This is a genomic window from Pseudomonas sp. LBUM1657 (assembly GCF_059716075.1).
Map to the genome: position 1 here is coordinate 5,970,506 of NZ_CP166799.1, position 23,522 is coordinate 5,994,027.

Sequence of the window (23,522 nt, forward strand, 5' to 3'; positions counted from 1 at the left end):
CGAAGAGGCCGTCAGCTTCACCGCAATTGATGAATCGAAATTATTTTCATCCAGCCCTATCACTTTTGGATTCTCGTTCGGCACCTAGGCAATTGAGAAATATTTCCATTCAGGAGCCGCTGTATGTCCCGTTCGCTAGACACTTTGTTGCGCCCCAGTTTGCTGGCAGTCGCCATTGCCCTTTGCGTCCCTCTGGCCAGCAGTCAGCTGATTGCCGCTGAACAGGCGTCCAGCGTTCGTGCCTACAACCTGCCTGCCGCGCCATTGGCCAGCACGTTGAACCAGATCGCCAGCCAGGCCGGCCTGGCACTGTCGTTGAATCCATCGCTGGCGGCGGGCAAAACCTCGGCACCGGTCAAAGGCCAATTCGATGCGACCGGCGCCCTGCGCGAAGCCTTGCGCGGCACCGGTCTGCAACTGGAACAGAGCAGCGTCGGCACCTACACCCTGGTGGCCGTTCCCGAAGGCGTGATGGCCCTGCCGGAAACTTCTGTAATCGGTGTGGAAAACACTGAAAGCGCCTGGGGTCCGGCGCAAGGTTATCTGGCGACCCGCACCGCCGCCGGCACCAAGACCGACACCGCACTGGTGGAAGCGCCGCGTTCGATTTCGGTCGCCACCCGTCAGCAAATGGACGATCGCAGCGTGCATAGCCTCGATGACGCCGTGCGCTACATGCCCGGCATCACGGCCAGCAGCTACGGCAGCGACACCCGCGCCGACTGGCTGCGCGTACGCGGTTTCGAACCGACCCAGTTCCTCGACGGCCTGCCGCTGCCAAAAGGCGTGTACGCCAACCCGAAACAGGAAACCTGGAACCTGGATCGCCTCGCCCTGCTGCGCGGCCCGGCTTCATCGGTTTATGGCCAGACCCCGCCAGGCGGCTTGTTGGACATGGTCAGCCGCCGTCCCAGCGCCGAGTCGAGCAATGAAATCCAGGTGCAATATGGCAGTGACAATCATCGCCAGATCAACTTCGCCAGCACCGGCAAAATCGACGATGAAGGCCGGTTCCTTTATGGCCTGAGTGGCGTGGTACGTGACAGCGGCACACAAGTCGACCATGTCGACAACAAGCGCTACAACATTGCGCCGAGCCTGACCTGGAACATTGACGAAGACACCAAATTCACCCTGCTCACGCAATTCACCCGCGACGATACCGGCATCACCAGCCAGTTCCTGCCGGTGCAAGGCACCAAAATTGATTCGCCACTGGGCAAGATTTCCCACCACAAAAACCTGGGCGACCCGGACTGGGAATACTACGACCGTACCTATTACGCACTGGGCTACGCCTTTGAACATCGTTTCAATGATGTCTGGCAGTTCAGGCAGAACCTGCGCTACACCAAGTCGGACCTGTCCTTCCAGACCCTCACCCCCGGCGCCTATCCGTTCACCCAGGTCGACGCCGAGGGCAACGTTGGCCGTTCGAGCACCAGTACCGACGAAGACATCAGTCAGTTCGCCGTGGACAACAACTTTCAGGCCGACTTCACCACGGGCGACATCCGTCACACTTTGCTGATCGGCCTTGATCACCAACGCAGCAACACCAACTACACCTCGATTTTCGGTGACGGCCTGAGCACCAACGTCAACAACCCGATCTATGGCCAGCCAATCGTTCGTCCACCACGCTCCGATGCGTTTTATGACTACGACCAGAAGACGTACCAGACCGGCCTGTACATTCAGGACCAGATGGCCCTCGATCAATGGCGGCTGACGCTGGGTGGCCGTGAAGACTGGGTCCACACCGGCACCAAGTTCTTCAACCGGGACGACGCCACGAACACCGAGCGCGACAAGAAATTCAGCGGCAACGCAGCGATCAGCTACGTGTTCGAATCGGGCTTTGTGCCTTACCTGTCTTATGCCGAGTCGTTCCAGCCGACCAGCAACGCCACGGCGTCGCCGACCGAATCGTTCAAGCCGACTGAAGGCGAGCAATGGGAGTTGGGCATCAAGTACCAACCGCCCGGTAGCAGCACGCTGCTGAGCGCTGCGGTGTACAACCTGACCCAGAAAAACGTCTCCGTCACCACCACCAACGCGGACAACGTCTCGATCACCAGCCAGACCGGTGAAGTGAAAGTCAAAGGCCTGGAACTGGAAGCCGTATCAGACGTAACCGATAACCTCAAAATCATCGCCGCCTACACCCTGGCCAAGTCCGAAGTGCAGAAAGGCAACTTCAAAGGCAACCGTCTGCAATTGATGCCTAACCAACAGGCTTCGCTATGGGCCGATTACACCTGGCACAACGGCGTGCTGGACGGTTTCGGTATCGGCGCCGGCGCGCGCTACACCGGCAATACCTACGGTGACCAAGGCAACACTTGGCTGGGCAAGGCCAACGCCTACACCGTGTTCGACGCCGCGGTCCATTACGACCTGGGGCGTCTGGACAACAGTCTGAAAGGCGCGTCGCTGGCGCTGAATGCCACCAACTTGCTGGACAAGGAATACATCTCCACCTGTGACAGTTTCTACTGCTACTACGGCGACCAACGGAGTGTCGTCGCCAGTGCCACCTACAAGTGGTAATGGCATGATCTGACACGCCCAACGCCCAGGCCGTCCTTCGAGGACGGCTTTGGTTTTTTTGAAGGCCATGAAATGAAAAGTAAAACAATTCGCCGCTGGTCCGTCGTCCACACCTGGACCAGCCTGATTTGCACGGTGTTCCTGCTGATGCTGGCGCTGACCGGTCTGCCGTTGATCTTCCATCACGAGATCGACCATCTGCTGGGCGATGCCGCCGAGCTGAAGCAAATGCCGGCGGACACCCCACAGCTGAATTTGCAGCAATTGGTGCAGGCAGCGGAAAAACATCGTCCCGGCGAAGTCGTGCAGTATTTCGGCTACGACGAGGAAGACCCCAACGGCGCAATCGCGATCATGGCGCCGACCGCTGGCACCGGGCCCAACGAGTCCCATACCTTCATGCTCGACGCCCGCACCGGCGAAGCGCTGGAGATGCCGTCGGCCAACGGTGGCTTCATGATGGTCATGCTGCGCCTGCACGTGGACATGTTCGCCGGGCTGCCGGGCAAGTTGCTGCTGGCGTTCATGGGGATTCTGTTTGTGGCGGCGATCGTGTCCGGGACAGTGCTGTATTTGCCGTTCATGCGGCGATTGAAATTCGCCACCGTGCGCCAGGACAAATCCACCCGCTTGCGCTGGCTCGACCTGCATAACCTGATCGGCGTGGTGACCCTGACCTGGGCTTTGGTGGTAGGTGTGACCGGCGTGATCAGTGCCTGCGCCGACCTGCTGATTGCGGCGTGGCGCAACGACAGCCTGAGCGCGATGATCGCGCCGTACCGCGACGCGCCGCCGCTGACGCAACTGGCGCCGGCCACCCGCCTGCTCGACATCGCCAAGGAAGTTGCACCGGGCATGAAGCCGGACTTCATCGCCTTCCCCGGCACGCGGTTCTCCAGCGAACACCATTACGCGGTGTTCATGAAAGGCAGCACCCACCTGACGTCGCACCTGCTGACACCGGTACTGATCGACGCCAGTACCCTGCAAGTCACCGCCGTGGCCGAACGGCCGTGGTACATGGACGCCATGGGCATGTCGCAGCCACTGCACTTTGGCGATTACGGCGGCATGCCGATGAAAATCCTCTGGGCGACGTTGGATGTGCTGACCATCATTGTGCTCGGCAGCGGGGTTTACCTGTGGGTGGTGCGGCGCAAGACGGCTAAACCTGTGCTTGAGCAAGTGGAGGCTCAAGCATGAAGCCAAGGCAGTCGAACTTCTGGAAAGTCTTCGCCACCCCCACGGTCATTGCCCTGCTCAGCGCCGCCGGGTTATTTGCTGCACTACTGGGCGATGGTGTGTGGGATGCCTTGAGCTGGCTTGGCCTGGGCGTTCCCGCCGCCCTCGCCCTGCGGGGCCTGCTACAACGTCGCTGACTGGCAAGAACGTGTGGGAGCGGGCTTACTCGCGGAAGCGGAGTGTCAGCCGGTAATGATGTGACTGACACACCGCATTCGCGAGCAAGCCCGCTCCCACACTTTAATCGTTGCACAGCCGTCAATTCGCGCTTGAGCTCACCTCTCCAAGCGCTATGCTGCCGGCACTGCCCACGATCGAGACGCCGCCATGTCCGCCCCCAGCATGACCCTGTTCCACAACCCGTTGTCGCCCTTCGTTCGCAAAGTCATGGTGCTGCTGCACGAGACCGGCCAACAGGACCGCGTGGCACTGCAAACCAGCGTACTCACGCCGGTCAGCCCGGACCTGAACCTGATCGACGACAACCCGCTAAGCAAAATCCCCGCCCTGCGCCTGGCCGATGGCAACGTGATTCATGACAGCCGGGTGATCCTCGACTACCTCGATCACCAACACGTCGGCAACCCGCTGATCCCCCGCGAAGGCTCGGCCCGTTGGCGCCGCATGACCCTGGCCTCCCTGGCCGACGGGATCATGGACGCGGCGGTGCTGACCCGTTATGAAGTCGCCCTGCGTGCCCCGGAAAAACACTGGGACGAATGGCTCGACGGCCAACGCGACAAAATCCGCCGCGCCCTGGCCTATTTGGAGGCAGACGCAATTGCCGAGCTGACCAGCCATTTCGATGTGGCGGCGATCAGTGTTGCCTGCGCGTTGGGTTACCTGGACTTTCGCCATCCGGACCTGGAATGGCGCACAGCGAATCCGCAGTTGGCGGCGTGGTACTTCGAGGTGAGTCAGCGGCCTTCGATGGTGGCGACGATGCCGAAGGTTTGAAGCCAACAACGGCAAACCCTAGCAGTTCTGCTAGTAGGCAATGGCTGAAAAAACTCCGATATTGAGGGTCCAGAATTTTGGACCTTGCACGGAGCTCAGCCAATGCCTTCTGCCTCTCGCGAAAACGTATTGTGTCGTTACCAATACGACCCGCTGGATCGTCTGGCTAGTAGCACGCCATCTGCTCAGGCTGATCTCCGGCGCTTTTACTGCAAGAGTCGTTTGACCACTGAAATTCAAGGTGCTGTGCAACGCTCGATTTTTCAGCATGAGGACCAACTACTGGCGCAGCTACAGCACCAGAGCGGTGTCATCGAAACAACCTTACTCGCCACCGATCAACAACGCTCGGTATTGAACGCACTCGACGCAACTCAGCCTAATCCCCTCGCCTATACGCCTTACGGCCATCGCCCACTGGGGAACGGCTTGCTCAGCCTGCTCGGGTTTAACGGCGAACGGCCGGATCCGGTGACCGGGCATTATTTATTGGGGAATGGCTATCGAGCGTTCAACCCGACGTTGATGCGGTTTAACAGCCCGGACAGTTGGAGCCCGTTTGGGAAGGGTGGGTTGAATGCGTATGGGTATTGTGGGGGTGATCCGATAAATCAAGTGGATCCGAATGGACACTCAAGCTTACTTTTACGGTTCTGGAAAGGTTTAAGAAATAGGATTGGTGTCAGAACTCCTAGCAAGTTCCGTACACCGTCACCGGTTTCGACAAACAGTCAGACGATCAAAGATCCCCTTGGCGCTCCGACCAATCAATTGAACAACACAACGGGAAAGTTCTTGGATAACGTCAAAAAAACTGATTCAAAAAACACAATCCATATTGGCGAGACGAGTATCTTTTCAGACAATACTCATGGAAACGTCAGCACACCACTCAAGAAACAGAGTTCTTCCGACCTTACAAGAAACCGGCTATTGAATCGTCGAACGAAATCGCTGGACCACACTCCGGAAAACTCAGGTGGAAATATTGAGGCCTTCTATGTCTCTAAACAATATGATCCAGATGGTGACTTTTTAACTTCCCAATTCGCTGCCAATCCAACCGGCACTCATGCGAGACTCTATGCGGCAATGTATTCAGAGTTCTCCGAGTTCCCTACGGCGCAAACTCAAAGAACAATCCGAACAGGAGGACAAAAATAATCACCCGGTTAACAATCCGGCTTATCCGCCGTAAACCTCCGCGCCGGGTTCACCGCCGCGCCAAACTCTCGCAACGCCTTCGCCCCAATCAACAACGGATAATTAAAACTACTGCGGTCGGTCAAGTTGACCTCAACCGTACGCTTGACGTTGCCCAGGCACAGTTCCAGATCGACCACCGGGCGCTTGGTGGGTGCGGTCTTTTCGTCGTCATCCTCGTCTTCTTCAGTGCGGGTCTTGATCTTGCTGATCCGTGCGACTTTGTGTTCGTAGACTTTGTTGCTCGCGTCTTTGGTGCCAAGGCGGAAGCGCACCCACTCGTCGCCGTTGCGGGTGAAGGTTTCGATGTCTTTGGCCGACAGCGACGCGGTCAGGGCGCCGGTGTCCATTTTGGCTTTAAGGACTTCGCCGCCGATTTCCGGCAGTGCGATGTATTCGTAGCGCCCGTACAGGGTCGGCTCGGCGGCCAGGACCGGCAGGGCCACGAGGGAAAGCAGTGCAAGGAGGGATTTCACGTAATGGGCTTCCTTGGGGAATTTGGGCGTCGGTTGCGGGATTTTAGACCGTCAGTCAGCAATTCGTTCGTTCTTCAGATCGCATCGCGGACGAGCACTGAATGTGTGAACGACGCAACCCCCTGTGGGAGCGGGCTTGCCCGCGAAGAGGCCGGAACAAGCACCATAGCAATCTGATCTTTACACCTTCGACACAGCCTACCGCTATCAAGGTGAAACATTTGTCGTCACCGATTTGGCCTGTCGCCCGAAGCTGCTTATCATGGCGCGCCCAAAGGCTTTCAAGAGTTACTTATGCGCCGCCTGCTCACCGGCTGTTTCGTCATCCTGCTGCTGTTGCTCAACACCCTGATCCTGTTTGGACCGCTGATGCTGTTTGCCCTGCTCAAACTGGTCCTGCCTGGCCGCTTGCGCGATTACGCCTCAGGGGCGGTGATGTGGATTGCCGAGACCTGGGCCGAGATCGACAAGTTGATCTTCCGACTGTGCATCCCCACCCAATGGGACATTCGCGGCGGCGATGATCTGCGCCGTGACACCTCGTATCTGGTGATCAGCAATCACCAATCCTGGGTCGATATACCGGCGTTGATCCAGACGCTTAACCGGCGTACGCCGTTCTTCAAATTCTTCCTGAAGAAAGAGCTGATCTGGGTGCCGTTCCTGGGTCTGGCGTGGTGGGCGCTGGATTATCCGTTCATGAAGCGCTACACCAAGGCGTTTCTGGCGAAGAACCCGGAGCTTGCCGGCAAGGATCTGGAAATCACCAAAGCCGCGTGCGAGCTGTTCAAGCGTCAGCCGGTGACGGTGGTCAATTACCTGGAAGGCACCCGGTTTACCGCAGCGAAAAGCACGCAGCACCAGTCACCCTTCACTCACCTGCTCAAACCCAAGGCTGGCGGCGTTGCATTCGTACTGGCCGCGATGGGTGAACAACTGGACGCCATTCTCGACGTCACGGTGGTCTATCCGCAGCATCAGATTCCGGGGTTCTGGGACTTGATCAGCGGCAACGTGCCAAGGGTCATCATCGATATCAAGACCCGCGAGCTCGACCCCGCGTTGTGGCAAGGCGATTACGAGAACGATCCGGTTTTTCGCGAAACCATCCAGAACTGGGTCAACCAGCTCTGGATCGAGAAAGACCAGCGCATCGACGCGTTGCGCGCCGATCGGCGTTAATCAGCTACCAGTGCCTGCGCCCCAGATCCCGCCAAGGCTTTGCAGCAACGAGCCGCCAACACCCTGTTGACCGAGGTATTGCAGGATCACCGGGGCAAACTGGCCGATCATGCCGCTGTCCATGCCCAAGGCGCTGAAGGCGTTGTTCAGATCGTTGGTGTCCTTGACGTTGCCCAGGGCGTTATCCAGCCCAGCGGCCTTGCCGTTTGAACCGAGCAAACTGGCAAGGGCGCCCAGTTCACCGCCGCCCGACAGCTTGTCGATCCCCGGTACGCTTTTGGCCAGTTCCGAGTAGTCGGTCGAGCTCAACTGATTCTTCGCCAACCCCAGCATCGCCCCGGTGCCGCCAACGGCTTGTTGTGGCGTCACGTTCAATTGGCTGAGCGCGCCCAGCAGGCCCGCCGTCTCCGAAGTCGGTGCGGCAGCCGCGGCCGTATCGCCGCCCTTCATCCCCGAAATGGCATTGGCCGCATCGTTCAGGCTGAACTGTGCGAAGACCGGGCTGGCCGCCAGGGTCAAAAGCGAAGCCAGTGCAAAACCGCGTGAAATCTTCATCCAGACATCCTCTTGCGCCATGAAAACCGCCCGGTTGACGGACGGAAAAGCTGCCGGTTTGACCGGGTATGCATGAGCATGTTCCTCAGGCCTGCGGCCATTTTCAACCCGTTCGTCAGGCAGGCCCGAAGGTTGGAACACTAGCAGTTCTGCTACTAGGCAGCCCTGGCCAATTGCGCCACAGTAAAACCCTGAATCGACGGACCTTTCAGGGAGCCCACCCCATGCCGACGAACCGCGAAACCCTGCTCTGCCGCTATCACTACGACCCACTGGATCGACTGGTTGATTGCACCCCCTCGGCGCAAGCCAACACACGGCGCTTCTACCAGAAAGATCGGCTGGCCACTGAGATTCAAGGCGCGGTACAGCGTTCGATCATGCAGCACGATGATCAATTGCTGGCCCAGCAACAGCGTGAGAGCGGCACTGTGGAAACACGCTTGCTCGCCACGGATCAACAGCGCTCGGTGGTGAATGTGCTTGATGCGACTCAGTCTCGTCCACTTGCCTACACACCTTATGGCCATCGACCGCTGGGCAACGGTTTACTCAGTCTGCTTGGCTTCAATGGTGAGCGCCCGGATTCGGTGACGGGGCATTATTTGTTGGGGAATGGGTATCGGGCGTTTAACCCGGTGTTGATGCGGTTTAACAGTCCGGACAGTTGGAGTCCGTTTGGGGAGGGTGGGTTGAATGCGTATGGGTATTGTGTGGGGGATCCGGTGAATTTTAAAGATCCGACGGGCCACTTTATTAGTGCAGCATTCAATATATTTAAGAACTTGGTTAGTACTGCAACGAAGGCGCTTACCTTCGCTACTCGCAGTACGCCCGCGATTGAGCATATTCAAAAAAGCGGAATCATGCAGAACATACACAAACTAGATAATAATGTTTTTATTTTTGAGGGCGTTTACAAATCCAGCCCGCGCTTTAACATATTAGCGCATGGCAAACGGACCTCGACCGGCACATCGGTAATATCATCTAACGGAAGGCGTCTGAATCCAACGCAGCTACATTCGATGATCCTTGACCAAGGAGGGGATTTAACTCCTTACAAAAATGTAAGATTACTATCCTGTTATTCTGCTGATGGAGGAACCAGCTCTTTTGCAGCAGAGTTCTCAAGACTGACGAACAAACCTGTAAAGGGTTATTCAGGCGTCGTGTCCTCAAACGCTCTGCCCGAGAATCTGGAAAAGGCATTTGACCTATCAAAAAGTATAAATCCAAATCAACCGTACAAACATTTAGACGAGGACTTCAAGTTGACGTTTCGGATACACAAAAAAAACCCAAACAACCCTCTACTCAACCCCATTAACTACCTACATCACAATTTCAGATCCATTAGATATGCACCATAGTATTCATAATCTAACTCGTTGAGGTTTGCGCAAAAAACTCCATGAACAAAAAATTTGGAAAATCAGAAGCAATACCAGTGACACAGTTGCTTTCATAAAAAACGGCGACCCACAGTCGCCGTCTTGTTTTGCGTGAAGCCTTACGCCGCACTAAACAACTTATGCGGATCAATCACAAACTTCTTCGGCACACCCGCGTCAAACTCACCATACCCACGCGGAGCATCATCCAGGCTAATAACCTCAACCCCAACAATGTCAGCAATATGAATACGATCCCACATGATCGCCTGCATCAACTGGCGGTTGTACTTCATCACTGGTCTGGTCGCCTCAGCCAAAGGTGAACGCACCTGCGTCCGTTCGGACTATCAGTTCTGCTAGTAGCCTGCATTTGCCAATTGCGCCACAGTAAAACCCTGAATCGACGGGACCTTTCAGGGAGCCCACCCCATGCCGACGAACCGCGAAACCCTGCTCTGCCGCTATCACTACGACCCACTGGATCGACTGGTTGATTGCACCCCCTCGGCGCAAGCCAACACACGGCGCTTCTACCAGAAAGATCGGCTGGCCACTGAGATTCAAGGCGCGGTACAGCGTTCGATCATGCAGCACGATGATCAATTGCTGGCCCAGCAACAGCGTGAGAGCGGCACTGTGGAAACACGCTTGCTCGCCACGGATCAACAGCGTTCGGTGTTGAATGTGCTTGATGCGACTCAGTCTCGTCCACTTGCCTACACACCTTATGGCCATCGACCACTGGGCAACGGTTTACTCAGTCTGCTTGGCTTCAATGGTGAGCGACCGGATTCGGTGACGGGGCATTATTTGTTGGGGAATGGGTATCGGGCGTTTAACCCGGTGTTGATGCGGTTTAACAGTCCGGACAGTTGGAGTCCGTTTGGGGAGGGTGGGTTGAATGCGTATGCGTATTGCAAGGGGGATCCAGTGAACTTCTTGGATCCAACAGGACATGTACTATCAAGAGTTTCAAATCTCATTAAAGTCGTGAACAATTTTTCGGACGAGATGATAACGACAGCGAAGCAAGCGATAACAAGAGGCGAGGTCTCTCCCGAGTCAATGCCTCTCGAAAGGCAATACTTGAACAGTGTTGCCACGAGAGATCCAAACCCAGAGACTTATGTATCAAGCCTTGCTAATGTTAATAGAAATCTTGCGAGCCACGGCAATAACTCCTTAACAATGGATCAAGCCAAAAAATTAGAAATAGTTGTCCAGCAAGTTAACGACGGAAAAATAAGCAATACAACGGCCCACTTTAGAGAAGCGATGTCGTGGGCAGAAAAATTTACCAAAGAAAAAAATGGTGCCAACTTTGCAGGTGCAGTTCTGAATCTCTCAGCAACTGCAATTAGTGGCGTCATAGATAAAAATATCAGAACGACCGGCTTGGCGTTACGTAGAGGAAGTGCGCATACACCTCGCTAGAACCACACTTAGTTACTGAGCAAAAAAGGGCGACCATCGATCGCCCTTTTTTACTAGCTAGAAGCCTTACGCCGCACTAAACAACTTATGCGGATCAATCACAAACTTCTTCGGCACACCCGCGTCAAACTCACCATACCCACGCGGAGCATCATCCAGGCTAATAACCTCAACCCCAACAATGTCAGCAATATGAATACGATCCCACATGATCGCCTGCATCAACTGGCGGTTGTACTTCATCACTGGTGTCTGGCCGGTGTGGAAGCTATGAGATTTAGCCCAACCCAGACCAAAGCGAATGCTCAGGCTGCCCATTTTCGCGGCGGCATCCACTGCACCTGGATCTTCAGTCACGTACAGGCCTGGGATACCGATCTTGCCCGCTACACGAACCACACCCATCAGTGAGTTGAGCACGGTGGCCGGAGCTTCGTGTTTCACGCCATCATGGCCGTGACCGCGCGCTTCGAAGCCTACGGCGTCGACGGCGCAATCCACTTCCGGTTCGCCCAGCAGGGCAGCGATTTGTTCGTGCAGCGGGGTGTCCAGGGATAGGTCGGCGATTTCGAAACCCTGCGCCTTGGCGTGTGCCAGGCGGACGGTGTTGACGTCGCCGATGATCACCACCGCCGCGCCCAGCAGGCGCGCAGAAGCGGCGGCTGCCAGACCGACCGGGCCGGCGCCCGCGATGTACACGGTGCTGCCCGGGCCAACGCCAGCGGTCACTGCGCCGTGGTAACCGGTTGGCAGGATGTCGGAGAGGCAGGTCAGGTCGCGGATTTTCTCCATGGCGCGATCGCGATCAGGGAGTTTGAGCAGGTTGAAGTCGGCGTACGGCACCATGGCGTATTCAGCCTGGCCACCGGTCCAGTCGCCCATGTCGACATAACCATAGGCACCGCCGGGACGCGCCGGGTTAACGCTGAGGCAGACACCGGTGTGCATTTCCTTGCAGGAACGGCAGCGTCCGCAAGCGACGTTGAACGGGACGGATACCAGATCGCCGATTTGCAGGTTTTCGACGTCGCTGCCCTTTTCGATGACTTCGCCGGTGATTTCGTGACCCAGTACCAAGCCGGTTTGCGCCGTGGTACGACCGCGCACCATGTGCTGATCGGAACCACAGATGTTGGTGGAGACTACGCGCAGGATGACAGCGTGATTAATCTTCCTGCCGCGCGGGTCCTGCATTTTCGGATAGTCGATTTTCTGTATTTCGACCTTGCCATTGCCGAGATACACCACACCACGATTGCCAGACATGCTTTCACCTCGCTGTTGTTTTTATGTAGCGGTCGCGTCGCCATGGATCGGCGGCGCGTTGATTGCTCGGGTTATTGCCTGTGTGTCTTGTGTTGTTTGGGAGGGCCTCTTCGCGAGCAAGCCCGCTCCCACATTGGTTCTGTGCACGACGCGAGACCCTGTGGGAGCGGGCTTGCTCGCGAAAACGATCTAAAGAACGACGGTGCGATTGGCGTTCAAAAACACCCGTCGTTCAATGTGATAACCAACGGCACGGGCCAGGGTCAGCCCTTCGATATCCCGTCCCTTGGCGATCAAATCTTCGGGGTAATGACTATGGTCCACAGCCTCCACGCCCTGGGCGATGATCGGGCCTTCGTCCAGGTCGTTATTGATGTAGTGCGCCGTGGCGCCGACCAGTTTCACGCCCTTGTTGTAGGCCTGGTGATAAGGCTTGGCGCCTTTGAAACCCGGCAGCAGGGAGTGATGGATATTGATCGCCTTGCCGTCGAGTTTGCGGCACAGGTCTGGCGACAGCACCTGCATGTAACGGGCAAGGATCACCAGTTCGGCGCCGGTCTCTTCGACCACCTGCCAGACCTGCCGCTCCTGGGACGGCTTGTCGTTCGGGTCGAGCGGAAAATGGTAGTACGGAATCTGGTGCCAGTCGGCCAGAGGCTTGAGGTCCGGGTGGTTGGACACCACGGCGACCACGTCCATGGACAACTGGCCGATGCGCTGACGGTAGAGCAAATCGTTAAGGCAGTGATCGGCCTTGGAGACCATGATCACCACTTTTGGCCGGTAGTTCGGCTCGGTGAGTTCGAAGATCATGCCAAAGGCTTCACCGCGTTCGGCGAGACCGGCACGGAAGGCTTGTTCGTCGAAGCCGTCGGGCTGGCGGAATTCCACACGAATGAAGAAACGACCCGAGAGCCGGTCATCGAAGGAATGGTGCTCGGTGACGTAGCAGCCCTGCTCGAACAGAAAGCGGGTCACCGCGTCCACGGTGCCGAGGACGCTGGGGCAGTCGGCGGTCAGAATCCATGTGTCTGGGGCGCGGCTCATAGTGCGGTGACTCCTGAGAGATCGGTAAACAAAGCATCCACCTGTGGGAGCGAGCCTGCTCGCGATGGACGTGAACGATGACGCGTGCTTCCTGATTTAACGCGTCGCTCTCAAGTCCTTCGCGAGCAGGCTCGCTCCCACAGGTGGTCGCCTCCGTGATCAGGCCTGGACGCTAAGGCCGTATTCAGCCGCCGCATCCTGCAACCACAACCACCAGTAATCCGAGAAGCTGCGACGGATCAGCAGTTCCCAAGTGTCTTCGGAGGTATGGCGGATGACCAGTTGCGACTTGGCGAACACTGTGCCAACCGCCTTGCCCACCGGGAAGTTGTTGGGGTGCACGTCGTAGCTGGTGGATTTCATCAGCACCTGGCGCACGTTCGGGCCGCTCAGTTCGAGGATCTGCTGGCCACCGCTGACGTTGGTGATTGCGATGTGCAGGTCGCCCAGCGCTTCACGGAGTTTTTGCTCGGCGGCGAATTCTTCACCGGTCGGCACGATCAGCAGCCACTCATCCGGCCCCATCCATTGCAGGCTGGATTCACCCTTGACGATGACGGTGAGCGCGCCCGGCAATTCGATGCCGAGGGCCTTGTGCACGCCAGCGGCGAACGCGGCATCGTGGCCATCGCCACGGATGGTCAGGTGGCCGAGGAGTTTTTTCTCACGCACGATCACGCCGGCGCTTTTGCGGCCCTTGCCCACCAGGCTGGCGAGGTCGGCGTGATGCAGCGACGACTCGGCCTTGGCCCCAGTGGTTGGGCGTTGTTGGTAAACATTGGCTGCGGTCATAAAGCACCTGCTCTAAATTCTGTTGGCTTCTGTGGAGGCTGTTCTGCCGTCTTCGCGAGCAGGCTCGCTCCCACATTGATTGATGCCTGACTCAATATCCTTTGGCAACTCGCATCCTGTGGGAGCGAGCCTGCTCGCGAAGGCGTCAGCAGGCGCACCACAAGATTTGAAGCCACCTAAACGTTCTGGCGATCACCCTTAGGATCGAAGAACACCGAAGAAACGATTTCCGCCTCGATCACGCTGCCATCTGCCAGCGGTGCGAACACTCGCTCACCGATGCGCTTCAAGCCGCCTTTCACCACACCCATGGCGAACGAATAGCCCAGGGAGTTATGCAGATAGCTGGAGGTCACGTGACCGACCATGGTCATCGGGATCGCTTGCTTGGTGTTGAACACCAGTTGCGCGCCTTCCGGCAGCCATTTGGTCGGATCGATCGGCTTCAGGCCAACCAGTTGCTTGCGTTGATCGCGCACGCAGTCTTCGCGGTTCATGCCACGCCAGCCGATCCACGAGAACGGTTTGGTGCGACCGACACACCAGCCCATGTTCAGGTCGTCCGGGGTCATCGAGCTGTCGGTGTCTTGGCCGACGATGATGAAACCCTTCTCGGCACGCAGTACGTGCATGGTTTCGGTGCCGTACGGCGTCAGGTTGTACTGCTTGCCCGCCTCGACGATTTTCTCAAGCACGCCCATGGCGTAGTCGGCTTGCACGTTGACTTCGTACGACAGCTCACCGGTAAACGAAATCCGGAACACCCGCGCCGGAACACCACCGACCAAACCTTCTTTCCAGGTCATGAACGGGAAGGCTTCGTTGGTCAGATCGATGTCGGTGACCTGGCTGAGCAGCTTGCGGCTGTTCGGCCCGGACAGGGTCATGGTTGCCCAGTGATCCGTCACGGACGTGAAGTACACCTTCAGGTCTGGCCATTCGGTCTGGTGGTAGATTTCCAGCCATTGCAGCACGCGTGCAGCGCCGCCGGTGGTGGTGGTCATCACGAAATGGTTGTCGGCAAGACAGGCGGTTACGCCGTCGTCGAACACCATGCCGTCTTCTTTGCACATCAGGCCATAACGCGCCTTGCCCACGTCGAGCTTGGTCCAGGCGTTGGTGTAGATGCGGTTGAGGAACTCGCGCGAGTCCGGGCCCTGGATGTCGATCTTGCCCAGGGTCGAAGCGTCCAGCAGGCCGACGCTGTCGCGCACGGCTTTGCATTCGCGTTTCACGGCGGTGTGCAGGTCTTCACCGTGCTTCGGGAAGTACCAAGGACGTTTCCACTGACCGACGTCTTCGAACTCGGCGCCGTTCTTCACGTGCCAGTGATGCAGTGCGGTGAAACGCACTGGCTCGAAGATATGCCCACAGTGACGACCGGCCACGGCGCCGAAGGTAACCGGCGTGTAGTTCGGGCGGAACATGGTGGTGCCCATCTGCGGGATGGTCACGTTCAGCGAACGGGCGGCAATGGCCAGGCCGTTAACGTTGCCGAGCTTGCCCTGGTCAGTACCGAAACCCAGTGCGGTGTAGCGTTTGACGTGTTCGACCGACTCGAAGCCTTCGCGAGTCGCCAGTTCGATGGCGGCAGCGGTGACGTCGTTTTGCAGGTCGACGAATTGCTTCGGTCCGCGTGCAGTGCCTTTTTCGTGCGGCACCTGGAACAGCGCCAGCGTTGGCTCTTCCAGACGGCTCAGGGCTTTCGGCAAGGTGCCTTCGACCATGCTGAAACCGGCTTCGCTGGCCGCGCGAGCGCCGCCTTCAAAACCATCGGCCAGGGAATCACCGAGGCCGTAGACGCCGTTGATGCCACCGACGCACACGCGTTTCTGCGGTGCTTCGCCCGGTACGAAACCGAGGATGTCTTCACGCCAGATCGGCTTGCCGCCCAAGTGCGAAGCCAAGTGAACCACCGGGCTGTAACCGCCGGAGCTGGCGATCAGGTCGCAATCGAGCCACTCGCCCGGGCTGGTCACGCTGTGCGCCTTGACATCGATCGCGGCCACGCGAGCGGCGGTCACGTGCTTGCTGCCACGGGCCTCGATCACGGCGCTGCCGGTCAGGATGCGGATGCCTTTGGCGCGTGCTTCTTCCACCAGCGCACCACGTGGGTTGCTGCGGGCGTCGGCGATGGCCACGACTTGCAGGCTGGCGTCGAGCCAATCCAGCGCCACGCGATAGGCGTGATCGTTGTTGGTGCTCAGGACAAGCTTCTTGCCCGGTGCCACGCCGTAACGACGAACGTAAGTCGAGACAGCACCGGCGAGCATGTTGCCCGGCACGTCGTTGTTGCCGTAAACCAGTGGACGCTCGTGAGCGCCGGTCGCCAGCACCACACGCTTGGCGCGAACCCGGTGGATGCGCTGACGCACCTGGCCAATCGGTGCGCGGTCGCCGAGGTGATCGGTCAGGCGCTCGTGAATGGTCAGGAAGTTATGGTCGTGGTAACCGTTGACCGTGGCGCGCGGCAACAACAGCACGTCCGGTGTGTCCTTGAGTTCGGCGATGACGCTGGCGACCCACTCGGTAGCCGGCTTGCCGTCGAGGCTTTCGCGGGAATCGAGCAGGCTGCCGCCGAACTCTTCCTGCTCATCGGCCAGGATCACGCGAGCACCGCTGCGCGCAGCAGCTAATGCAGCGGCAAGACCTGCGGGGCCACCGCCGACGATCAGCACGTCGCAGTGCTGGTTCATGTAGTCGTAGGTGTCCGGATCGTTCTCGGTCGGCGAGCGGCCAAGGCCGGCAGCCTTACGAATGTACTTCTCGTAAGTCATCCAGAACGATTGCGGGTACATGAAGGTTTTGTAGTAGAAGCCCGGCGGCATCAGCTTGCCGCCGACCTTGCCGAGAATCCCCATCATGTCGTTGTTCACGCTCGGCCAGCCGTTGGTGCTGGTGGCGACCAGGCCTTGGTACAGCGCTTGTTGCGTGGCGCGCACGTTCGGGATTTGCGTGGCTTCGGTCGCGCCGATCTGCAGCACGGCGTTCGGCTCTTCGGCGCCGGCGGCGAAGATGCCGCGCGGGCGGGAATACTTGAAGCTGCGGCCGATGATGTCGACACCGTTGGCCAACAGGGCTGCAGCCAGGGAGTCGCCCTCAAAGCCTTTGTAGGTCTGGCCGTTGAAGGTGAAGCTCAGCACTTTGTTGCGGTCGATCCGTCCGCCGTTGGACAGGCGATTGATCTGGCTCATACCTTCTCTCCCAGAGCCGTGGCGGCCGCTTTCGGGCTATCGGTCTTGTCGGTGAATTGTGGCTTGGTGCCGATCTTGTAGGTTTCGAGAATCTCGTAGGTCACGGTGTCGCGGGTGGCGTTGAAGTACTGACGGCAACCGGCGACGTGATCCCACAGTTCATGGTGCAAACCGCGAGGGTTGTCGCGGAAGAACATGTAGTCGCCCCACTCCTCGTCGGTGCAGCTGTTCGGGTCCAGTGGGCGCGGGATGTGCGCCTGGCCGGATGCGTGGAATTCCTCTTCGGAGCGCAGCTCGCCGCAGTGAGGACAGAAGATATGCAACATGGGGATTTCTCCTGTTAGTGGGCAACCGCAGCAGCGCCGTGTTCGTCGATCAACGCACCGTTGTGGAAACGGTCGATGGAGAAAGGTGCAGCCAATGGGTGCATTTCACCCTTGGCCAGGCTTGCGGCAAATACGTTGCCCGAGCCAGGTGTTGCCTTGAAGCCGCCGGTGCCCCAACCGCAGTTGAAGAACATGTTCGGTACCGGGGTTTTCGAGATGATCGGGCATGCATCGGGCGTGGTATCGACGATGCCGCCCCACTGACGGTTCATGCGTACGCGGGACAGCACCGGGAACATCTCGACGATGGCCTGGATGGTGTGCTCGATCACCGGGTACGAACCACGCTGGCCGTAGCCGTTGTAGCCGTCGATACCGGCGCCGATCACCAGGTCGCCCTTGTCGGACTGGCTGATGTAACCGTGTACGGCGTTGGACATGATCACGCTGTCGATAATCGGCTTGATCGGCTCGGACACCAGCGCTTGCAGCGGGTGGGATTCGATCGGCAGGCGGAAACCGGCGAGTTTGGCCATGTGCCCGGAGTTACCGGCGGTCACTACACCGACGCGCTTGGCGCCGATGAAGCCCTTGTTGGTTTCAACACCGATGCACACACCGTTTTCCTTGCGGAAGCCGATCACTTCGGTTTGTTGAATCAGGTCCACGCCCAAGGCGTCGGCGGCACGGGCAAAGCCCCACGCCACGGCATCGTGACGGGCCACGCCGCCACGGCGCTGGACGGTTGCGCCCATTACCGGGTAGCGAGTGTTCTTGGAGCAATCGAGGTACGGAATCTCGTCGGCCACTTGCTTGGCATCGAGCAGTTCGCCGTCCACGCCGTTGAGGCGGTTGGCGCTGACCCGACGCTCGGAATCACGAATGTCCTGCAGGGTGTGGCACAGGTTGTAGACACCACGCTGGGAGAACATCACGTTGTAGTTCAGGTCCTGGGACAGGCCTTCCCACAATTTCATCGCGTGTTCGTACAGGTGCGCCGACTCATCCCACAGGTAGTTGGAGCGAACGATGGTGGTGTTGCGCGCGGTGTTACCGCCGCCCAGCCAGCCTTTTTCGACCACGGCCACGTTGGTGATGCCGTGCTCCTTGGCCAGGTAGTAGGCGGTCGCCAGACCATGCCCGCCACCGCCGACGATGACCACGTCATAGACCTTTTTCGGGGTGGGCGTGCGCCACATCTTCTGCCAGTTTTCGTGATGGCTGAGGGAGTGTTTGAAGAGGCCGAAGCCCGAATAGCGTTGCATAGTCATTTACTCCAAAACCGCGCTCAGCGATAAACCGGGAAGTCCGCGCACAGTGCCGCAACTTGCTGCGCGACATTGGCCTCGACATCGGCATCGCCGAGGTTGTCGAGGATGTCGCAGATCCAGCCGGCAAGTGTGACGCACTGGGCAACCTTGAAACCGCGAGTGGTCACCGCCGGGGTGCCGATACGCAGGCCGGAGGTCACGAACGGCGACTGTGGATCGTTCGGGACAGCGTTCTTGTTCACAGTGATATGGGCGCGACCGAGTGCTGCATCTGCCTCTTTACCGGTGAGGCCCTGACGGATCAGGCTGACCAGGAACAGGTGGTTATCGGTGCCGCCGGACACTACATCGTAGCCGCGTTTGATAAACACGCCGGCCATGGCCTGGGCGTTGTCGATCACTTGTTGTTGATAGGCCTTGAAACCTGGCTCCAACGCTTCCTTGAAGCACACCGCCTTACCGGCGATCACGTGCATCAGCGGACCGCCCTGGGCACCCGGGAAGACTGCCGCGTTGAGCTTCTTCTCGATTTCTTCGTTGGACTTGCACAGGATCAGGCCGCCACGCGGACCGCGCAGGGTCTTGTGGGTGGTGGTGGTGACCACATCAGCGTACGGCAGCGGGTTCGGGTACAGGCCGGCAGCGACCAGACCTGCGACGTGAGCCATGTCGACAAACAGCAGCGCTCCAACCTTGTCGGCGATCTGACGGAAACGCGGGAAGTCGAGGGTCTTGGAGTAGGCCGAGAAGCCGGCGACGATCATCTTCGGCTTGCACTCGACGGCCAGACGCTCGACTTCGTCGTAATCGATCAACCCAGTCTTGGTGTCGATGCCGTACTGCACGGCGTTGTAGAGCTTGCCCGAGGACGACACTTTGGCGCCGTGGGTCAGGTGACCGCCGTGGGCAAGGCTCATGCCTAGAATGGTGTCGCCCGGCTGGATCAGGGCCAGGTAAACGGCGCTGTTAGCGGAGGAACCGGAGTGCGGCTGCACGTTGGCGTAGTCGGCGCCGAACAGTTGCTTGGCGCGTTCGATGGCCAGGGCTTCAACCTTGTCGACGTGCTCGCAGCCACCGTAGTAGCGCTTGCCCGGATAGCCTTCGGCGTATTTGTTGGTCAGGCCACTGCCTTGCGCTTCCATGACGCGTTTGCTGGTGTAGTTCTCTGACGCGATCAGCTCGATGTGATCTTCCTGGCGTTGCTCCTCGGCATTCATCGCCGCCAGCAGTGCATCGTCGTAACCCTGGATCTGGTCTTGCTTGCTGAACATCGCGTCTCTCCCAGCGGCATCTATGCGCCATTCGTCTCGGTAAGGCACCGGTGTTTCGACAGTGCCCTTTGAATGCGATGGTATGACCGGCGCAGACAGGCCAAATGCCTACGGACGCCACGCAAAGGTGCGTTTACGACATGGCGGGAAATGGCATGCCGAACACACTCTTCAAACCAGCAAGGATCCCTGTGGGAGCGGGCTTGCCCGCGATGGCGGCATCACATCCAACATTGATGTCAGCTGACCCACCGCTATCGCGGGCAAGCCCGCTCCCACAGGGTTAGGCGGCGATCTGGCGGACAAGTAACAGCAGTAGAAAATGTAGTGGATATAAGGCATACGCCCAGCGCCACATCGGTGGTGGCTGGATGCCTTTGGCGTGCCGCAACAAAAGCAGCCCCAGCAGTGGCGCGATCAGACAAGCGGCAATGCCGAGGATGGCGGCGGTGTTACCCACCCGCGCCCCGTAATACAGCACCTCCCATTGATTTGCCGCCAGACACACCAGCCCCGGCAGCAGGCTGAAATACCAGGGACGCCTGATCACCAGCAACATCGCCAAGGGCAACAGCACGCCGAAGAAACCGAACATCAGTCGCTCCGGGAACAGGGCCGCCAACAACAAGGCACCGGCCGCCAGCAGTTGCGATGGCAACGCTCGATCCTGCCAGCCCCGCGCAACCAGTAGCCCCAGGACCAACGTGGGCAGCACGTTTAACGTGTCGGGATCAGGAATGTAGATCCGGTAGGGAATTTCGCTGATGGCGCTAAACAGCGTCAGCCAACCGAGATAACGCCACTGGCCGTCGGTCGCCGCCGCACGGACGCGCGCAAGATTGGCCGCCATCGCCAGGCAGAACCACGGGAACGCCAACCTGCCCGGCACATACAGAATATCGACGGAATAACCGACATATCGCAGGTGATCGAGCACCATGCTCAATAGCGCCAGCCACTTGAGCAGATCGAGTGCACCGTCCCGTTGAGTCATGTGCATAATTGCCCGGCATCCTTGTAATGTTCTGACAGTGACATCCCGTGTGCTCCCCGGACGATCTTCGGTAAAGTGCGCACCATCATTGACCACGGAGCTCTTCACCATTAGAGCCTCGACCACGGAAGCCGGCCATGACCGACAAGAGCCAACAATTCGCCAGCGACAACTATTCCGGTATCTGCCCTGAAGCCTGGGCCGCCATGGAGCAGGCCAACCACGGCCACCAACGCGCCTATGGCGACGATGAGTGGACCGCACGCGCGTCCGATCAATTCCGCAAACTGTTCGAAACCGACTGCGAAGTGTTCTTCGCCTTCAACGGCACCGCCGCCAACTCCCTGGCCCTGTCGTCGCTGTGCCAGAGTTACCACAGCGTGATCTGCTCGGAAACCGCCCACGTCGAAACCGACGAATGCGGCGCCCCGGAGTTCTTCTCCAACGGTTCCAAGCTGCTCGTCGCCCGTACCGAAAACGGCAAGCTGACCCCGGAATCGATCCGCGAAATCGCCCTCAAGCGCCAGGACATCCACTACCCGAAACCCCGCGTGGTGACCCTGACCCAAGCCACCGAAGTGGGCAGCATCTACACCCCCGAAGAAATCCGCGCCATCAGCGCCACCTGCAAAGAGCTGGGCTTGAACCTGCACATGGACGGCGCGCGCTTCTCCAATGCTTGCGCGTTCCTCGGCTGCTCGCCGGCGGACCTGACCTGGAAGGCCGGCGTCGACGTGTTGTGCTTTGGCGGCACGAAAAACGGCATGGCAGTGGGTGAGGCGATCCTGTTCTTCAACCATAAACTGGCCGAAGACTTTGACTACCGCTGCAAACAGGCCGGGCAGCTTGCTTCAAAGATGCGCTTTCTTTCCGCGCCCTGGGTCGGGATCCTGGAAAACGACGCCTGGCTCAAATACGCCCGCCACGCCAACCACTGCGCGCAGCTGCTGGCCGAACTGGTGAGCGACATTCCTGGCGTGGAACTGATGTTCCCGGTGCAGGCCAACGGCGTGTTCCTGCAACTCTCGGAACCGGCGATTGCCGCACTGACAGCCAAGGGCTGGCGCTTCTACACCTTCATCGGCAATGGCGGCGCACGGTTCATGTGCTCGTGGGACACCGAAGAAGAACGCGTGCGGGAACTGGCAGCGGATATTCGGGAAGTGATGTCTCACTGATTCCCGACATGACATGAGTCAACGTGAGGAACCTGTGAGAGCGGGCTTGCTCGCGAAGAGGTCGTTACATTCAGCATCAATGTTGACGGTTACACCACCTTCGCGAGCAAGCCCGCTCCCACAAGGATCGCACTCGATTTACTGATATCAACGCTGCTCCCTCGCCACACATACTTCGTCTACATTGACTGCGAGCCGTTTCGATCCGCCGAGATAAAAACAATCAGGAGCGCACGCATGTCACTACAAGGCAAAACCCTGTTTATTACCGGTGCCAGTCGCGGGATCGGTCGCGAGATTGCGCTGCGGGCCGCGCGGGACGGGGCCAATATCGTGATTGCCGCCAAAAGCGCCGCCCCCCACCCCAAACTGCCCGGCACCATTTTCAGCGTGGCGCAGGAAGTCGAAGCTGCGGGTGGCAAGGCCCTGGCCTTGCAGGTGGATGTGCGCGATGAAGTTGCGGTGCGTGAGGCGTTGGCCCAGGCCAATGAACATTTCGGCGGCATTGATGCACTGATCAACAATGCCGGCGCAATCAAACTGACCGGCGTTCAACACGTCGAACTCAAACGCTTCGACCTGATGCACCAGATCAACACCCGCGCCGTGTTGCTCTGCAGCCAGGCCGCCCTGCCCTACCTGAAAAAGAGCAGCGGGCACATTCTCAGCATTTCCCCGCCACTGAATCTGGCGACCAAATGGTTCGCGCAATACAGCCCCTACACGGTGACCAAGTACGGCATGAGCATGCTGACGCTGGGCATGAGCGAGGAGTTCAAGAACTACGGCATCAGCGTCAACGCGTTGTGGCCGCAAACGATGATTGCCACCGCCGCCATCGAGTTTCAGCTGGGCTCGCGCGAGTCATTCAAGCATGCGCGCACGCCCGCGATCATGGCGGATGCGGCTCATGTCATTCTGGACAGCGGTGGGCGCAGCATTACCGGGCGGTTGCTGATTGATGAGGAGATTCTGGGCGAGCACGGGGTGACGGACTTTGAACAGTATCGGTTTGCGCCTGACTCAACCGATACGCTGATGCCGGATCTGTTTGTCGACTGACGCTGTCCCCGCGAAGACGTCGATCCTGTCCTACGGACGGGATCGGCGCAGATGTTCTCAAATTGTTTCAATCGCTGCTTTTCAGAAACGGACTACTCCAGGGACTACATAAACCCGGAAAG

At 58.6% G+C, this 23,522-nt stretch carries 20 protein-coding genes and 1 pseudogene; 10 read left to right on the forward strand and 11 right to left on the reverse strand.

What is annotated here, in order from left to right:
* The first annotated feature begins 123 nt into the window (after positions 1-123).
* The 5 genes from ACA055_RS27620 (at position 124) to ACA055_RS27640 (ending at position 5,916) form a co-directional block, all read left to right on the forward strand.
* The gene (locus ACA055_RS27620; protein WP_497681423.1) at positions 124-2,553 is read left to right on the forward strand and encodes a TonB-dependent siderophore receptor; all 2,430 of its coding nucleotides are present in this window, start codon (positions 124-126) and stop codon (positions 2,551-2,553) included.
* A 72-nt stretch (positions 2,554-2,625) separates the two neighbouring features.
* Positions 2,626-3,756 (forward strand): PepSY-associated TM helix domain-containing protein, encoded by a 1,131-nt coding sequence (locus ACA055_RS27625; protein ID WP_497681424.1) that lies wholly within the window; start codon positions 2,626-2,628, stop codon positions 3,754-3,756.
* On the forward strand, positions 3,753-3,932 hold the full coding sequence (locus tag ACA055_RS27630; protein ID WP_497681425.1) for a hypothetical protein: 180 nt from the start codon (positions 3,753-3,755) through the stop codon (positions 3,930-3,932). The genes ACA055_RS27625 and ACA055_RS27630 overlap by 4 nt, the downstream gene beginning before the upstream one ends.
* A 190-nt stretch (positions 3,933-4,122) precedes the next feature.
* Entirely contained in the window at positions 4,123-4,752 is a 630-nt protein-coding gene (locus tag ACA055_RS27635) for a glutathione S-transferase (RefSeq protein WP_497681426.1), read from the forward strand.
* Between the two features lie 102 nt (positions 4,753-4,854).
* A complete protein-coding gene (locus ACA055_RS27640; RefSeq protein WP_497681427.1) occupies positions 4,855-5,916 on the forward strand; it encodes an RHS repeat-associated core domain-containing protein in 1,062 nt (353 codons plus the stop codon).
* An 8-nt stretch (positions 5,917-5,924) separates the two neighbouring features.
* On the opposite strand, the gene rloA2 is transcribed toward ACA055_RS27640, so the two are convergent.
* Positions 5,925-6,431, reverse strand: a complete 507-nt coding sequence (gene rloA2 / locus ACA055_RS27645) for a retropepsin-like aspartic peptidase RloA2 (protein ID WP_497681428.1) — start codon at positions 6,429-6,431, stop codon at positions 5,925-5,927.
* A gap of 294 nt (positions 6,432-6,725) precedes the next feature.
* On the opposite strand from rloA2, the gene yihG reads away from it, so the two are divergent.
* Positions 6,726-7,613 (forward strand): 1-acylglycerol-3-phosphate O-acyltransferase, YihG family, encoded by an 888-nt coding sequence (yihG, locus tag ACA055_RS27650; RefSeq protein WP_497681429.1) that lies wholly within the window; start codon positions 6,726-6,728, stop codon positions 7,611-7,613.
* Here the strand turns inward: yihG and ACA055_RS27655 are convergent, their stop codons facing one another.
* Positions 7,614-8,168 (reverse strand): DUF2780 domain-containing protein, encoded by a 555-nt coding sequence (locus ACA055_RS27655; RefSeq protein WP_497681430.1) that lies wholly within the window; start codon positions 8,166-8,168, stop codon positions 7,614-7,616.
* Positions 8,169-8,392: 224 nt separating this feature from the next.
* Between ACA055_RS27655 and ACA055_RS27660 the strand changes: the two genes are divergently transcribed.
* A complete protein-coding gene (locus tag ACA055_RS27660) occupies positions 8,393-9,541 on the forward strand; it encodes an RHS repeat-associated core domain-containing protein (RefSeq protein WP_497681431.1) in 1,149 nt (382 codons plus the stop codon).
* 140 nt (positions 9,542-9,681) lie between these two features.
* Here ACA055_RS27660 and ACA055_RS27665 read toward each other — a convergent pair.
* Positions 9,682-9,864 (reverse strand): annotated as a pseudogene (locus ACA055_RS27665) (formaldehyde dehydrogenase, glutathione-independent); the annotation flags it as partial.
* 130 nt (positions 9,865-9,994) lie between these two features.
* On the opposite strand from ACA055_RS27665, the gene ACA055_RS27670 reads away from it, so the two are divergent.
* Positions 9,995-10,999: an RHS repeat-associated core domain-containing protein gene (locus ACA055_RS27670; RefSeq protein ID WP_497681432.1), complete on the forward strand. Its 1,005-nt coding sequence runs from the start codon at positions 9,995-9,997 to the stop codon at positions 10,997-10,999.
* A 66-nt stretch (positions 11,000-11,065) separates the two neighbouring features.
* Here the strand turns inward: ACA055_RS27670 and fdhA are convergent, their stop codons facing one another.
* The 8 genes from fdhA to ACA055_RS27710 form a co-directional block, all read right to left on the reverse strand.
* Positions 11,066-12,265: a formaldehyde dehydrogenase, glutathione-independent gene (gene fdhA / locus ACA055_RS27675; RefSeq protein ID WP_007947729.1), complete on the reverse strand. Its 1,200-nt coding sequence runs from the start codon at positions 12,263-12,265 to the stop codon at positions 11,066-11,068.
* Between the two features lie 189 nt (positions 12,266-12,454).
* Positions 12,455-13,312, reverse strand: a complete 858-nt coding sequence (gene purU, locus ACA055_RS27680; protein WP_497681433.1) for a formyltetrahydrofolate deformylase — start codon at positions 13,310-13,312, stop codon at positions 12,455-12,457.
* Positions 13,313-13,471: 159 nt separating this feature from the next.
* Positions 13,472-14,104, reverse strand: a complete 633-nt coding sequence (locus ACA055_RS27685; RefSeq protein ID WP_497681434.1) for a sarcosine oxidase subunit gamma — start codon at positions 14,102-14,104, stop codon at positions 13,472-13,474.
* Between the two features lie 176 nt (positions 14,105-14,280).
* On the reverse strand, positions 14,281-17,298 hold the full coding sequence (locus tag ACA055_RS27690; protein WP_497681435.1) for a sarcosine oxidase subunit alpha: 3,018 nt from the start codon (positions 17,296-17,298) through the stop codon (positions 14,281-14,283).
* Positions 17,295-17,624 (reverse strand): sarcosine oxidase subunit delta, encoded by a 330-nt coding sequence (locus tag ACA055_RS27695; protein ID WP_046818244.1) that lies wholly within the window; start codon positions 17,622-17,624, stop codon positions 17,295-17,297. The genes ACA055_RS27690 and ACA055_RS27695 overlap by 4 nt, the downstream gene beginning before the upstream one ends.
* Before the next feature lie 14 nt (positions 17,625-17,638).
* Complete coding sequence (locus ACA055_RS27700; protein ID WP_007947735.1) at positions 17,639-18,889, reverse strand: sarcosine oxidase subunit beta; 1,251 nt, start codon at positions 18,887-18,889, stop codon at positions 17,639-17,641.
* Between the two features lie 23 nt (positions 18,890-18,912).
* Complete coding sequence (gene glyA / locus ACA055_RS27705) at positions 18,913-20,166, reverse strand: serine hydroxymethyltransferase (RefSeq protein ID WP_497681436.1); 1,254 nt, start codon at positions 20,164-20,166, stop codon at positions 18,913-18,915.
* 283 nt (positions 20,167-20,449) lie between these two features.
* Complete coding sequence (locus ACA055_RS27710; protein WP_497681437.1) at positions 20,450-21,166, reverse strand: TraX family protein; 717 nt, start codon at positions 21,164-21,166, stop codon at positions 20,450-20,452.
* Positions 21,167-21,297: 131 nt separating this feature from the next.
* On the opposite strand from ACA055_RS27710, the gene ACA055_RS27715 reads away from it, so the two are divergent.
* Together ACA055_RS27715 and ACA055_RS27720 are read left to right on the forward strand one after the other, a co-directional pair.
* A complete protein-coding gene (locus ACA055_RS27715) occupies positions 21,298-22,338 on the forward strand; it encodes a threonine aldolase family protein (protein WP_497681438.1) in 1,041 nt (346 codons plus the stop codon).
* A 237-nt stretch (positions 22,339-22,575) separates the two neighbouring features.
* Complete coding sequence (locus ACA055_RS27720) at positions 22,576-23,400, forward strand: SDR family oxidoreductase (RefSeq protein ID WP_497681439.1); 825 nt, start codon at positions 22,576-22,578, stop codon at positions 23,398-23,400.
* Positions 23,401-23,522: the final 122 nt, after the last annotated feature.